Raw genomic sequence first — 13,523 nt, forward strand, 5'->3', positions numbered from 1 at the left:
CACGGTAGCGGCCGAGGCGTCGGTGTGAACAGGGGGCCCACGGGTTCTTGCAATGATCGGGCGGTGAGCCCTCCCGAAACCCAGCACGCCACCGCCGGCCATGCGCACGCGCACGGCCACGGGCCGGCCGCACCGGTGTCCCGCCATCTGCGCAAGGTCATCGCCGCCGTCCTGATCCCGTTCGCGGCCGCGGTGGCGGTCGGTCTGCTCGTCCTCTGGCCCGGTGGCGCGCCGCCCCACAAACCGTCCGGTGTGGGCTTCGACCAGCCCACCGAGAAGGCCCGGGTCACCAAGGTCGAGGAGGTCGACTGCGCGGCGGTGCACGCCGAGCAGCAGCCGCAGCCCACCACGCCCGGGGGCCAGCCACCGGCCGGCGGAGCGTCCCGCGGCAAGCCCTGCGAACAGGCGACGATCAAGGTCACCACGGGGGAGAACGCCGGCCGGACCTTCCAGACGGTGGTGACGCCGGACGCCCCACGGCACTACACGACCGGACAGGACGTCATCGTCTCCTACTCCCCCAAGGCTCCGAGGGAGCTTCAGTACGCGGTGACCGACGTCGATCGCACGGTGCCGATGTGGGTACTGGCAGCGATCTTCGCCTTCGCGGTGGTGATCATCGGGCGGCTGCGCGGGGTGCTCGCGCTGGTGGCGCTGACGGCCAGCTTCGGCCTGTTGACCCTGTTCATCCTGCCGGCGATCCTCCAGGGCTCCGATCCGCTGGTGGTGGCGGTGGTCGGCGGCAGCGCGATCATGCTGATCGCGCTCTACCTGTGCCACGGGCTGACGGCCCGCACGTCGGTGGCGGTGCTCGGCACCCTCGCCTCGCTCCTCCTCATCGCACTGTTGGGCTCGATCTTCACCCACTGGGCGCTGCTGACCGGCAACACGGACGACACCACCGGGCTGGTGCACGGGCTGTACCCGAACATCGAGATCCGCGGTCTGCTGCTGGCGGGGATCATCATCGGTTCGCTGGGGGTGCTCGACGACGTGACGGTGACGCAGACGGCCGCGGTCTGGGAGCTCAAGGAGGCTGATCCGACGGTGGGTTGGCGCAAGCTGTACGGCGCGGCGATGCGGATCGGGCGGGACCACATCGCCTCGGTGGTGAACACGCTCGTCATGGCCTACGCGGGCGCCGCGCTCCCGCTGCTCCTGCTGTTCTCGATCGCGCAGAGCAGTGTGGGGCGGGTCGCCGGCAGCGAAGTCGTCGCGGAGGAGATCGTCCGCACCCTGGTGGGCAGTATCGGGCTGGTCGCGTCGGTGCCGGTGACCACGCTGCTGGCGGCCCTGGTGGTCTCGGCGGACCGACCGGCGCCGGACGGGTCGGGGCGGACGGCGGCCGTCGGTGGACGCGGTGGGCGACGCGCGGCGCGCGGACGGCGCCGGAAGCACTGACGGCGGGCGGGCCACGGGGCCGGCCGGTGCGAGGGGACGGTGCGGGTGACGGACGGGGCGCAACAGGGCGGGGCGGCCGACGGCCGGGCGGCGAGGGCAGGGGAACAGGGGAGAGGGGCCGGGGCGGGCGGCTCAGCCGGCCGGAGCCTCCGTGAGGATCCGGTCGAGCGCGGCCTCCAGGGTGTCGCAGACCTCCTCCTTGCCGAGCGGGACGATCCGGTCCGTGCGGTCCAGGAAGGCGATCAGCGGCGGCGCGCTGGCCCGGAACAGCGCCCGCTCGGGGCCGACTTGAAGGCTGATGTAGACGTCGCTGAGGTGCTCGGGGGCGGACGGCTCGACCCGGACGTCGCCCTCGCCCGCCGGCCGGGTCAGCCCGTCCAGCAACAGCTCACGGCCGAACACCCAGGTCACGGGCGCGTCTCCGGGGAGATCGAAGGTGAGCCGGACGGCGTAGGGATCGGCGCTGTCGAATTCCAGCTCCACCGGGATCCGGAAGGCGAGCTCCTCCGAGACGAGGAAGCTCATGATCACTTCTGCCTGAACCGTGTCGTTCATCAACCACTGCCCCGCACTTGATCGGAGATGGCCGGGAATCATCCCCGGAAGCCCTATTGACGCCATCGTCGGTCACATGCAGGCAGATCACAAGGAGTGAGTTTTCAGATACTGATAGAGAAGGCGAGTGTCGTTAGTACCCTCTCCGCCATTTTCCGTAGTCGCTCCGTAACTGCTTGCAATCGGTGCACTTCCGTCGCAGGAAGAGAAACCGCCAGCGTCGCGGCGGCCGAGCCGACTCGGACCGGGATCGCCGAACACACCGTGCCCAGGGCATATTCCTGGCGATCGTAGGCGACCTGGCCGCGACGCACCGTAGCCAGCCGATTCAGTAGATCACCTTCGGAACGCACCGAAAAGGGCGTCATCGACTGCACCGGATAACGGGACAGGTGTTCTTTCCTGGTCGGTTCGTCGAGTTGCGAGAGAAGGCACTGGCCGATCGCGTGGGTGTGGGCGGTGGAACGGAAGTCGGCCCATTCCTCGACGGGCGGTCGCGCCGGGTCGGCGGTTATCGCCACCACCTCCACTTCCCCCTCGCGGTAGACGGCGAAGTAGACGGCGGCGCCCAGTTCACGGCCCGCCACGGCGAGCGCGTCGGCCAACTGTCGGCGCTGCCGGCGCCGGGCCCCCGCCCGACCGATGGACTCGGCGCCCTCGCCGATGACGAAGACGCCGTTCTCCCTGCGCAGATAGCCCTCGTGGGTCAGCGTCCGCAGCAGGTGATAGGTCGTGGGCAGGGGGAGTTGGGCCTCCCTGGCCAGCTGCTTGGCGGGCGCACCGTCGGCGTGCGCGGCCACCGCCTCCAGGAGTCGCAGCGCCCGCTGCACCGACCCGATCAGGGTGGGGTGCGAGCCGGACTCGTCGTTGCCGATCGCCAACGCAACCCCCAGGTCCGAGTGCCATGGCCCCGTGGCCCGGACCGCGGGATCCGCTCCCCGCGGCCGTGCGCCTCCCCGGACGGCCGGCACGACTCCGGCCCGATCGCTCGGTATTTTCCGGAACATCACCGTCCGGAAGACGCCTGCGTCCGCACTGTAGCCCGGGCGATCCGGAACGGGAGCCGAAAGTCGGGGAGTTGCCCCCGTATCGACGGCACGCCCGGCCTCGATGACGCTACGAAGCAAGGTACACACTCTTGGTGAGCAGGCGGAACGCCGTGCACCCCACCGGTGCGAGAACCGCAGGTGGGCCGGATTCCGATCCTCGTTCGGCCCCGGCGCAAGGCGTGTCGGACGGTCGCCGGAACGCCGGACGCCCTGCTCCCGGGCGGGGGCAGGGCGTCTTCGGAGGGTGCGGGTCGGACAGTGCCGATCGGTGGGGGCTCGGCCTACCAGTCGCTCTTCGACGAGGACGAGGACGAGGACGAGGATCCGGTGAACCTGCGCACGAGGTAGATGACACCTGCGATCAGCGCCGCCGCGATCAGCACCTTGAAGAGCAGCCCGATCAGGAATCCCACGGCGGTGGCGATCAGTCCGCCGAAGACGACGATCAGGATGACGGGCACCACGACCCAGGTGACCCACCACGGAAGCCCTGCGAGTATCCCCTTACCAGCCACTGCTCTGCCCTGCTTTCTGTCTGTCGCGCCGTTGTCGGTCCGTACCGCTCCGGTGGCACCGTCCGCGTGCTCCGCATCCGTCGCACCGCGTCTCCGGTTCCCCCTGTACACCAACGATGCTAGGCCGCCGGCGGGCGCCGTGGGGGCCCGACAGCCCCGGCTCTCCCCTGAGCTGACCCTTACGGGTTCCGGGGTCCGACCCTCAGCTCTCGGGCGGAGAAAAGACCACCACGACCCGGAGGTCCTCGCTGATGTGGTGGAACTTGTGGGGCACCCCGGCCGGCACGTAGACCACGCTGCCGCGGGCCACCGACTCGGTCTCCGTCCCCACCGTGATCGCCGCCCGGCCGCTCACCACCAGGTACACCTCGTCCTGGGCGTGCGGCTGCTGCGGGTCCGCGGTGCCGGCGTCCAACGCGTACAGCCCCACCGACATGGTGCGTTCCCGGAGGAACTGCAGATACGCGCCGTCGTTCGCGACCCGTTCCGCTTCCAGTTCGTCCAGTCGGAAAGCCTTCATCCCGTTCGCACCTCTCACCAGTCAGCAGTCGTCTGCGACGATCTCACCATGAAGCATTTTCTGGTCAAGACGCTCGCCAACGCCGCGGCCCTGGCCGTGGCCATCTGGCTCCTCAAAGGCATCACGCTCACCGGAGAGAACACCGGCCGCAAGGTGCTCACGCTGATCCTGGTGGCGCTGATCTTCGGGTTGGTGAACTTCCTGGTCAAGCCCGTGGTCAAGGTGCTCTCGTTCCCCCTGTTCATCCTCACGCTCGGTCTGATCACGCTGGTCGTGAACGCGCTGATGCTGCTGCTGACCTCCTGGGTGGCAGGCAAGGCCGACCTCGCGTTCCACGTGGACGGCTTCTGGGCGGCGCTGCTCGGCGGCGTAATCGTCTCCATCGTCTCCTGGGCGATGCACGTGATGCTCCCCGACAAGGACTGACGGTTGTCCACCTGCTACCGCGTCTGCTTCGTCTGCACCGGCAACATCTGCCGTTCGCCGATGGCCGATTCCGTCTTCCGTGCCCGGATCACCGAGGACGGACTCGACGCGCTGGTCGAGGTCGACAGCGCCGGCACCGGCGGCTGGCACGAGGGCGACGGGGCCGACCCCCGCACCCTCGCCGTGTTGCGCACGGGCGGCTACCCGAGCGCACACACCGCCCGGCAGTTCCGCGCCTCCTGGTTCGCGCGCCGCGACCTGGTCATCGCGCTCGACTCGGGCCACCTGCGCGAACTGCGCCGGCTGGCCCCGACCGCCGAGGACGCCGCCAAGGTCCGGCTGCTGCGCTCCTACGGCTGCGGCACCGCCCCGGCCGCCGGCCCCTCGGACCTCGACGTGCCGGACCCGTACTACGGCGGCCTCGCCGGCTTCGAGGAGTGCCTGGAGATGATCGAGACGGCCTGCGACGGCCTCCTGGAGGCGGTCCGCGCCGAGGTCACCTCCGGGACGCCCGGCCCCGCCGAGCCCCGGCCCGGCCTGTTCCACCCCCACCACGAGGAGAGCGCATGACCGGCGACGGCACCCGTGCGGTGCGGGCCGGGCTCCCGGAGCCCGTGGCCTACGAACCGGCCCTTCCCGGACCGGTGTTCGCCGCCCACTTCCACCTCCCCGGCGAGGCCACCGGCCCGTACACCTACGGCCGCGACACCAACCCCACCTGGACCCGGCTGGAAGCCGCCATCGGCGAGCTGGAGTCGCCGGACGAACCCGCCCACACAGTCGCCTTCGCCTCCGGGATGGCGGCGATCACCGCCGTGCTCTTCTCCCAACTGCGCGCCGGCGACGCGGTGGTGCTCCCCGACGACGGCTACCAGCTGCTGCCCGCCGTCCGCTCCCGACTGGAGGGCTACGGCATCGAGGTCCGCACGGCCCCCACCGCCGACGACGCCCAGCTCGACGTCCTCGACGGCGCCCGGCTGCTGTGGATCGAGACGCCCTCCAACCCCGGCCTGGACGTCTGTGACGTCCGGCGGCTGGCGGACGCGGCGCACGCCCGCGGGGCGCTGGTCGCCGTGGACAACACCCTCGCCACCCCGCTCGGCCAGCGTCCGCTGGACCTGGGCGCGGACTTCTCGGTCGCCAGCGGGACCAAGGCACTGACCGGCCACGGCGACGTCCTGCTGGGCTACGCCACCAGCCGGGACGCGGCGCTGGCCGACGGCGTCCGGCTGTGGCGCAAGACCGTCGGGGCGATCCCCGGCCCGATGGAGAGCTGGCTGGCCCACCGCTCGCTCGCCACTCTGGCGCTGCGTGTCCGCCAACAGGCCGAGGGCGCCATGGCGTTGGCCACCGCACTGGCCGACCGCCCCGAGGTCGGCGCAGTGCGCCACCCCGGCCTGCCGTCGGACCCGTCGCACGCGCTCGCCGTCCGGCAGATGCGGCCCGGCCGCTTCGGTTCCGTGGTGTCCTTCGTCCTGCCGGACAAGGCCCATGCGGAGCGGTTCTTGGCCGCGCTGACGCTGGTGGACGACGCGACCAGCTTCGGCGGCGTGCGGTCCACCGCCGAGCGCCGCGCCCGCTGGGGCGGGGACGACGTGCCCGAGGGCTTCGTCCGCTTCTCGGTCGGCGTGGAGGATCCGGAGGACCTGGTCGCCGACGTCCTGCGGGCGCTGGACGAGGCGAAGGCGTAGCGCGAAGGCACCAGCGCGAAGGCAGCAGCGCACAGAACGGCCGGCAGGGTATCCCCCCTCGTCACCCTGCCGGCCGGCGGTTCCCGTGAATCCGGTCCGGACGTTTTCACGGACCGATGTTTCACGTGAAACGAACCGCTTCAACAAGGCTAGTTGACTGAGCGTCAGTGTCCAATCACGCTAGCGACACAGCCCTATCGACAAATTTATAGTTGGCTCGCGACCAGGCTTCCGAGGGGCGCAGGAGGTACCCGATGGATCTGGCGCTACTGCGTACCTTCGTCACGGTCCACCGGGCCGGCTCCTTCACCCGGGCCGCCGCGCTGCTCGGACTCTCCCAGCCGGCGGTGACCAGCCAGATCCGCACGCTGGAACGGCAATTGGGCCGCCCCCTCTTCGTCCGCTGCGCCCGTGGTGTCACCGCCACCACCGTCGGCGACGAGCTCGCCCACAAGGTCGCACCGCACCTCGACGCCCTCACCGAGATCACCGAGGCCGGGCTGGATCAGGACTCCCCCACCCGCACGCTCCACCTGGGCGGGCCACCGGAGTTCACCGCCGAACGCGCGTTACCCGCCCTGAGCCCGCTCATCTCCCAGGGCCTGTCCATACGCACCGCCTTCGGCGCCGCCGACGAAGTGCTCAACGGCCTCGCCGCCGGACACCACGACATGACCGTCACCACCACCCGCCCCCGCGGCGGACTGCTCACCGCCACCCCCCTGTGCGACGAGGAACACGTGCTGGTCGCCGCGCCCCGCTGGGCGACCCGACTGGGCGGTCCCGGCGCCCTCCAGGCCCGCGGCGTCCGCTTGCTGGATCCGGTTCCGCTGGTCGAGGTCCACGAGAGCCTGCCGCTGATCGCCCGCTACTGGGCCGCCGTCTTCGACGCCAAGCCGACCGCCGCCGCCGCGGTGGTCGCCGGTGACCTGCGGGCGGTGCTGTCCTGCGTCACGGCGGGCGCCGGGTTGGCCGTGCTGCCGCGGTACCTGTGCACCGAAGCGCTGGACAGCGGCGCGGTGGTCGCCCTCCTCGACCCTCCGGTGCCGCCGCTGCGGACCTACTTCCTGGCCGTACGGACCGGCACGTTGGGCCTGCCGCACATCGCCCGGGCCCATGAATGGCTGCTGCGCAGCGCCGCGGGGTGGTGACGCGAGCGGCGGGCGGGGTTTCACCGGGCCGTGACTGCGGCATCTGTCCCCTATGACCGTACGGCCAGTCGTCAAACGCACCGCCCGCGCGATCCTGCTCGACGGAGCGGACCTCGTCCTGATCAAGCGCACCAAGCCGGGGCGGGCCCCGTACTGGATCACCCCGGGCGGCGGCGTCGAGCCGGAGGACGCCACGGTCATCGAGGCCCTCCACCGCGAGCTGGACGAGGAGCTCGGCGCCAAGGTCACCGATGTGGTGCCGGTCTTCGTGGACACCGTCGAGCACCTCACCGACGGCGGTGTGGACGGCGTCAAGGTCCAGCACTTCTTCGTCTGCCGGCTGGACTCGATGGACCCGTCGCGCCGGCACGGCCCCGAGGTCGAGGAGCCGTGCGGCGAGTACGAGATCGTGCGGGTGCCCTTCACCCGGGTGGGGATCGCCTCGGTCGACGTCGTCCCGCTGTCCCTGCGGCACTACCTGGACGGCAACATCGAGGGCGTGCGGGCGATGCACGCCCCCGACCTGGGCTAGCCCGGGTCGGGCGGCACCCCCGGCGGTGGTGCCCCGCCGCCGGGGGTGCCGCCCGCCGGTCAGCCGTCGCGCCGGTCGAACCAGCCGCGGAACTCCGGCCCGTCCTCCGCGGGGCGACGCGGCTGGGCACGGGCCAGCACCCGCTCGACCCGTTCGAGGAACTCCCCGTTCAGCTCGGCTGCGAGGTCGTTCCCCGGCGATCGCGGCCCGGGCAGGGACGCCGGCTCGGCCCCGTGGCCGGGGGCCGGGAGGTCCTCGTGCAGTCCGCCGCGCAGGTGCTCGTTGACGTGCTGCGGACGCCGGAACGGCGGGCGCCGGTCCGCCTCGGCGGCGGCCCCGAAGAAGTCGCCGCCCTTGCGCTTGAAGTCGTCGGTGCCCCAGGCCCGGGCGCCCCGCTCGTTCACCGGGACCTTCTGCAGGTGCGGGATGTGCTTGGCGCAGTGGATGTACGCCTCCTCCACCTCGACCATCACCCACAGCTGCGCCCGCCGGCCGGGGATCGGGTCCACCGGGAGGTCCGGGAAGTGCGCCCGCATCTCCTCGTCCAGCACCACCCGCGCCCGGCCGTTGAGGTGCAGCCCTATCCGGTCCCGGGTGAAGTCGATCATGAGGATGCCCAGCCGCGGGTTCTCGGAGAGGTTGCCGACGGACGCCATGACGCCGTTGCCGCGGTACTCCGGGTACGCCAGCAGCCGGTCGCCCAGCACCTGCACGAACCCGCTCGGGCCGGCCCGGAACGTCGAATCGCACTCGCCGTGCCGGTCCGCCGTGGCCAGGAAGAACATCTCCTGCCGGGCCACGAACTCCTGCATCCGCACGTTGAGGTGGTCCAGGACCTGGTCCGCGTAGAAGCGGTCGGCGCGCCCGGACGTCCCGAGTCTCTGCTGCACCAGGTGCTCACCGTCGCTCCCGGGGCGCTCCGCCGGTTGGCGCAGCCCCCGCCCCTCCGTCGGCCGACCGAATTCACCGTCTGCTGCCAAGACTTCAGTCTCCTGTCGATACCAGCTCTTCGATGGAGTCGTGCCGGATCCGCTCGGCCGGGACACCGACCCCCATCAATGCCTCCACACCGCTGCGGATCAGCCCCGGCGGTCCGGAAAGATATGCGTCGTACGCGTGGTACGGGCCGTACTGCCGGACCGCGTCCGGGAGTTGGCCGGTCAGGGTGCCGGGGCCGCCCCGGGTGCCCGGACCTACGGCGACGACCGGGCGGACGGAGAGCCAGGGGTGGGTCTGCTCCAGCCGCAGCATGGTGTCGATGTCGTACAGGTCGTGGTCGCTGCGGGCGCCGTAGAAGACGTCCACCGGGCGCCGGACGCCGTGGTCCGCGACGTCCTCGATCAGCGCCTTGATGGGCGCGATGCCGGTGCCGCCGCCGACGCACAGCAGGCCGCCGGCGGTGGAGTGGTCGACGGTCATCGAGCCGCCCGGCGCGCCCAGCCGCAGGACGTCACCGGGACGGGCGCGGTGCACCAGCGCGTTGGAGACCCAGCCGGCCGGCACCGCCTTCACGTGGAAGGCCAGCAGGCCGTCGGAACGCGGCGCCGAGGCGAAGGAGTAGTGCCGCCAGACCCGCGGCCACCACGGGGTCTCCAGGCTGGTGTACTGGCCGGCGCGGAACGGGTACGGCTGGTCCGGGCGGACCGTCAGCACCGCGGTGTCGGGGGTGCGCAGTTCGTGGGAGACGACCTCGGCCTGCCACCAGGCGGGGGCGATCGCCTCGTCCTCGGCGGCCGCGTCGATCATGATCTGCGAGATCGCGGTGTACGCGCGCACCCAGGCGCCCTCGGCCTCCGGGCTCCAACTGGACGTGGCGTAACGGGACAGCGCGTTCAACAGGCATTCGCCGACGGCCGGGTAGTGGTCGGCCTGGGTGCCGTACTTGCGGTGTCCGCGGCCGAGCTGGGAGAGGTACTCGGTGAGCACCTTGCCGTTGTCGACGTGCTGGGCCGCGGTGAGCAGCGCCTTGAAGAGCCGGTCGCGCTGGGCGTCCATGGAGGCGGGGAACAGCGCCCGCAGGTCCGGGTGCTGGACGAACAGCAGCGCGTAGAAGTAGGAGGTGACCTTGTCGGCCACCGGCTCGATCTCGGCCATGGTGCGGCGGATGAGGATCGCGTCGGGTGAGGCCCCCGCGTCGGACGAGCCGGTGGCCGCCAACGTGGCGAGGGAGGGTGCCGCGGTGGCCGGTGCCTGGGCGGCCGGCGGTGCGGACGCGGCCGAAGGGGCCGGCGGGGGCGAAGGGGCGGTGACGCCAGCGGGGGCCGGGGCCTCGGCGGGGGCCGGGGCCTCGGCGGGGGCCGAAGGCCCCGGGCCGGGCGGCGTGGCGCGCGGGGCGGCGAGGCCGAACGCGTCGAACGGGGAGTGTGCGGCGGGCTCGTGGACCGGCTCCGGCTCGGCCTCCTGGCGCGGGGCGGGCGGTGCGGGCCGCTCGGCGGGCGCGGGGCCGGCGGGCTGACGGGACGTCTCCCGCGGGGGTTGCGGGGCCTGCCGCGGCACCCGCTGCGGTTCCGGTTCGCGTTCCCGCTCGGCGGCGGTGCCCACCGGGCGTATCGGATTCACCGGACGGCTGGGTATCCGTTCCGATGCGGCCCGTTCGTCCGGTGCATTGGGGTCACCCTGTGGCGATTGCTGCCCGTCCCGGCTGTTTTGCCGGTCCTGTTGATCTCCGGAAGATTTTTTCGATGGCGGAGTGAACCAACCCCAATCGCCACTGCTGCCGCCAGAAGAGCCGCTATCGGCCGACGTGGTGGTCGGAGCGTCCATGGTCTGCCTCGCCTCGAACGTCTTTCGGTTGTCTTCGCCGTTCCGCTGGCCGGAACTGCCGGAATTCCCCCGCCCTGACCGGAATTCTTAATCGACTCAAGCGATCCCGGCAACATCCCCTAAAGCGGACACATCTCACTTCCCTGAATCAAGCGGCGCAGATGCCGTACCGTCAGCATGCCATCCCGCTCCACCGCACCGGACAAACAGCCGGAAGCCCGGGTGACACGGGCCGCTTCCCCGCTAGGCTGACGAGCTTTGCCCTGCCGTCCACACGCCCACGGAGAACCTCACCCCCGCCAAGCCGGACTCGACCATACCGGCAGTAGTTGAAACCACAAGCCCCGATCTGGGAACACTCCGTGCGCCCCCGGCAATATCCGTGATCCTCCCCACAGACAGCAATTTCCTTGTGCACAGCGGACGAATCCACCGCGAAAAACGCCCGGCCCGACGAATTACTCGCCGGTACGCACCAGTTCGTATGCCCCGCGCAGATCACGCCCCGTGTACGCATACGTGGCCAGGTGGCTGACATGGTGATCCGCATTCACCGCCACCGACTTCGGTACTACTGCGAAGAGTTCGGCGTCCGACATCGAGTCGCCGTACGCCACGCAGTTGTCCCGGGTCAGCCCGTACCGCGCGCAGAGGTCGTCCGCGATCCGTACCTTCGCTGACGACGAGAGGATGCCGGCCGGTTCCAGCGGCTCCCGGATCGGCACCGCGGGCCACCGGGAGCCGTGCGCGGTGTCGACGCCCCACGCCAGGAGCCGTTCGACGAAGAAGCCCGGCGAGAGGGAAATCACGGCGCACCGCTCGCCGCGGGCCCGGATGTCGGCCCACACCTCCTGGATGCCGGCCAGCCACGGCGCGCCCTCGAAGGCCGCCGCCACCTGAACGTCACTCAAGTCAGCCGCCCACAGCGCGCACGCCTGCTGCGCGAAGCCCGCCGGGGTCAGCTCGCCGGCCGCGAACGCCCGCTCCAACACGGCGATCTCCCGTTCCAGCCCGAGCTGCCGGGAGATCTCGACGGCGGCCGCGGACCCGTGGAGCAGGGTGCCGTCCATGTCGAACAGATGCAGCTTGCTCATGGGCGGAGCCTAGAGCCTGCCGTGCTGCCCGGTGCGGGCGGGCGGGCGGGCGGAGGCCGGACGCCGACCGTGCCGTACGCGTCGCCGCGTAGACGCGGATACTCCCGCCGTCAGATGTCCCGCCGGGCGCCGCCCGCCACCGTGGGGGCATGCAGCTCAGCCGGCCCGCCCGTCGGGCCCTCCTCGTCGTCCATGTCGCCGTGTCCGTCGGTTGGCTGGGGCTCACCACCGGGCTCCTCGCCCTCGGGCTCACCGGCTTCACGACCGACGCCCCGCAGACCGCCGCGGGCGCCTACGGGGCGATGCGGATCCTCACCGACTACCTGGTGCTCCCCGTGGCCGTGCTCTCCTTGGCGAGCGGTGTGCTGCTGGCCCTGGGCACCCCGTGGGGACTGACCCGGCACCGCTGGGTCCTGAGCAAGTTCTGGCTGACGCTGCCGGCCGTCGGCATGACGGTGCTCGCGCTCCGACCCGGCATCGACCGGCTCGCCGCGGCGGCCGCCGCCGGCCACCCCGCGCCCGATCCCGGCCTGCTCGTCGCGCCGGCGGTCTCCTGCGTCCTCTATCTCTTCCTCACGGCGGTCTCCGTGCTCAAACCCTGGGGGCGCACCCGACGCGGCGGCCGGCCGCACGGGACACGGCCGACCCCTCCGGCCTGATGGCACACCGTCAACCAGCATCAACAATCATTGCTTACGCCTCTTATTTGCGGGCGCCTGATATTTCACATGTGCCCTACCCTGTGCGTACGACGGATGAGGAGGTCTGCGATGACGCAGCGGACGCGGGAGTCGGCCACGACGCAGGAAGCGGCCACCGGGGGCCTCGCGCAGGGCTGGTGCGCGCTCTCCTCCCTGCACGGCCGCATCGAGTCGCACATCGAGCGCGCCCTCCAGGCCGGGCACGACCTCAGCGTGCGGGAGTTCTCGGTCCTCAACGTGCTCAGCCAGCAGCACGACGGGCCGGGCGGACACCTCCGGATGCACCAGGTCGCCGACTCCGTCGTACTCAGCCAGAGCGCCACCACCCGGCTGGTCACCCGACTCGAAGAGCGCGGGCTGCTCGCGCGCTACCTCTGCCCGGACGACCGGCGCGGCATCTACACCAACGTCACGCCCGACGGCCTGCGCCTCCTCGAAGAGGCCCGCCCCACCCATGACACCGCGCTGCGCGAGGCCCTCGGGGACGCCGCCCAGCGGCCGGAGCTCGCCCCGCTGGTGACCGCGGTCGAGGCGCTGGGCACCTCCGCGTAACGCACCGGACCACCACATTCCACCCAGGGGGGCGACACGGACCGCCCGCACCCCTGGGCCGCCCCGGATCCGCCGCATAAGGTCACGCCCATGAGCGATCTTGAGATACGCCGCGCCACCGAGGCCGACCTGCCCGCCATCGTCGCGATGCTCGCCGACGACGCGCTGGGCGCCACCCGCGAGTCCCCGGACGACCTGACGCCGTACCGCACCGCGTTCGCCGCCCTGGACTCCGACCCGAACCAGCACCTGGTCGTCGCCGACCGCGGTGGCCGGGTGGTCGGCACGCTCCAGCTCACCGTGATCCCCGGCCTGTCCCGCCGCGGCGCCACCCGCACGATCATCGAGGCGGTGCGGGTGCACGCCGACGAACGCGGGGCCGGCCTGGGCACCGAGCTCATCGAATGGGCCGTCGCCGAATCCGAGCGGCTCGGCTGCCAGCTCGTCCAGCTCACCTCCGACGCCACCCGCGTCGACGCACACCGCTTCTACGAGCGCCTCGGCTTCGAGGCGTCCCATCTGGGCTTCAAGCGGCAGCTCTGACCGGTCCGACCGGTCCGACCCGCCGGGAAA

Annotated in this window: 16 protein-coding genes; 9 read left to right on the forward strand and 7 right to left on the reverse strand. The window is 71.6% G+C overall.

The genetic code is table 11. From position 1 onward, the window contains the following. The first annotated feature begins 63 nt into the window (after positions 1 to 63). Complete coding sequence (locus ACJ6WD_RS06150) at positions 64 to 1,401, forward strand: YibE/F family protein (protein ID WP_407615263.1); 1,338 nt, start codon at positions 64 to 66, stop codon at positions 1,399 to 1,401. A 132-nt stretch (positions 1,402 to 1,533) separates the two neighbouring features. Here the strand turns inward: ACJ6WD_RS06150 and ACJ6WD_RS06155 are convergent, their stop codons facing one another. The 4 genes from ACJ6WD_RS06155 to ACJ6WD_RS06170 form a co-directional block, all read right to left on the reverse strand. Continuing rightward, positions 1,534 to 1,956, reverse strand: coding sequence for an SsgA family sporulation/cell division regulator (locus tag ACJ6WD_RS06155; RefSeq protein WP_078486673.1), 423 nt, complete (start codon positions 1,954 to 1,956; stop codon positions 1,534 to 1,536). A 104-nt stretch (positions 1,957 to 2,060) separates the two neighbouring features. Beyond that, the gene (locus ACJ6WD_RS06160) at positions 2,061 to 2,837 is read right to left on the reverse strand and encodes an IclR family transcriptional regulator (protein ID WP_233657283.1); all 777 of its coding nucleotides are present in this window, start codon (positions 2,835 to 2,837) and stop codon (positions 2,061 to 2,063) included. A 449-nt stretch (positions 2,838 to 3,286) separates the two neighbouring features. Next, positions 3,287 to 3,520, reverse strand: a complete 234-nt coding sequence (locus ACJ6WD_RS06165; protein ID WP_055582522.1) for a DUF5326 family protein — start codon at positions 3,518 to 3,520, stop codon at positions 3,287 to 3,289. A 202-nt stretch (positions 3,521 to 3,722) separates the two neighbouring features. Continuing rightward, a complete protein-coding gene (locus ACJ6WD_RS06170; protein WP_016570810.1) occupies positions 3,723 to 4,040 on the reverse strand; it encodes a cupin domain-containing protein in 318 nt (105 codons plus the stop codon). Between the two features lie 48 nt (positions 4,041 to 4,088). On the opposite strand from ACJ6WD_RS06170, the gene ACJ6WD_RS06175 reads away from it, so the two are divergent. The 5 genes from ACJ6WD_RS06175 to ACJ6WD_RS06195 all read left to right on the forward strand — a co-directional run bounded on the left by ACJ6WD_RS06175 (position 4,089) and on the right by ACJ6WD_RS06195 (position 7,840). After that, a complete protein-coding gene (locus ACJ6WD_RS06175) occupies positions 4,089 to 4,466 on the forward strand; it encodes a phage holin family protein (RefSeq protein WP_016570809.1) in 378 nt (125 codons plus the stop codon). Positions 4,467 to 4,469: 3 nt separating this feature from the next. Then, entirely contained in the window at positions 4,470 to 5,036 is a 567-nt protein-coding gene (locus ACJ6WD_RS06180; RefSeq protein WP_407615264.1) for a low molecular weight protein-tyrosine-phosphatase, read from the forward strand. Further along, positions 5,033 to 6,157 (forward strand): cystathionine gamma-lyase, encoded by a 1,125-nt coding sequence (locus ACJ6WD_RS06185; RefSeq protein ID WP_331247461.1) that lies wholly within the window; start codon positions 5,033 to 5,035, stop codon positions 6,155 to 6,157. Before ACJ6WD_RS06180 ends, ACJ6WD_RS06185 begins: the two co-directional genes overlap by 4 nt. A 254-nt stretch (positions 6,158 to 6,411) precedes the next feature. Continuing rightward, complete coding sequence (locus ACJ6WD_RS06190; protein WP_016570806.1) at positions 6,412 to 7,308, forward strand: LysR family transcriptional regulator; 897 nt, start codon at positions 6,412 to 6,414, stop codon at positions 7,306 to 7,308. 52 nt (positions 7,309 to 7,360) lie between these two features. Then, a complete protein-coding gene (locus tag ACJ6WD_RS06195; protein ID WP_233657280.1) occupies positions 7,361 to 7,840 on the forward strand; it encodes an NUDIX domain-containing protein in 480 nt (159 codons plus the stop codon). 59 nt (positions 7,841 to 7,899) lie between these two features. On the opposite strand, the gene ACJ6WD_RS06200 is transcribed toward ACJ6WD_RS06195, so the two are convergent. From ACJ6WD_RS06200 to ACJ6WD_RS06210, 3 genes are all read right to left on the reverse strand, one after another. Then, complete coding sequence (locus ACJ6WD_RS06200; RefSeq protein ID WP_233657279.1) at positions 7,900 to 8,730, reverse strand: pyridoxamine 5'-phosphate oxidase family protein; 831 nt, start codon at positions 8,728 to 8,730, stop codon at positions 7,900 to 7,902. 94 nt (positions 8,731 to 8,824) lie between these two features. After that, entirely contained in the window at positions 8,825 to 10,603 is a 1,779-nt protein-coding gene (locus tag ACJ6WD_RS06205; protein ID WP_407615265.1) for a globin domain-containing protein, read from the reverse strand. Between the two features lie 458 nt (positions 10,604 to 11,061). After that, a complete protein-coding gene (locus ACJ6WD_RS06210) occupies positions 11,062 to 11,697 on the reverse strand; it encodes an HAD family hydrolase (protein WP_376439194.1) in 636 nt (211 codons plus the stop codon). A gap of 149 nt (positions 11,698 to 11,846) precedes the next feature. Between ACJ6WD_RS06210 and ACJ6WD_RS06215 the strand changes: the two genes are divergently transcribed. The 3 genes from ACJ6WD_RS06215 (at position 11,847) to ACJ6WD_RS06225 (ending at position 13,493) form a co-directional block, all read left to right on the forward strand. After that, on the forward strand, positions 11,847 to 12,356 hold the full coding sequence (locus ACJ6WD_RS06215) for a DUF2269 domain-containing protein (RefSeq protein ID WP_407615266.1): 510 nt from the start codon (positions 11,847 to 11,849) through the stop codon (positions 12,354 to 12,356). A gap of 111 nt (positions 12,357 to 12,467) precedes the next feature. Next, positions 12,468 to 12,950 (forward strand): MarR family winged helix-turn-helix transcriptional regulator, encoded by a 483-nt coding sequence (locus ACJ6WD_RS06220; RefSeq protein WP_016572508.1) that lies wholly within the window; start codon positions 12,468 to 12,470, stop codon positions 12,948 to 12,950. Positions 12,951 to 13,040: 90 nt separating this feature from the next. Then, positions 13,041 to 13,493 carry a GNAT family N-acetyltransferase gene (locus tag ACJ6WD_RS06225; protein ID WP_233657275.1) on the forward strand — a complete coding sequence of 151 codons (453 nt, stop codon included), beginning with the start codon at positions 13,041 to 13,043 and terminating at the stop codon, positions 13,491 to 13,493. The last annotated feature ends 30 nt before the right edge of the window (positions 13,494 to 13,523 follow it).

The organism is Streptomyces sp. VTCC 41912, assembly GCF_045799175.1.
Taxonomy (GTDB): domain Bacteria; phylum Actinomycetota; class Actinomycetes; order Streptomycetales; family Streptomycetaceae; genus Streptomyces; species Streptomyces albulus_C.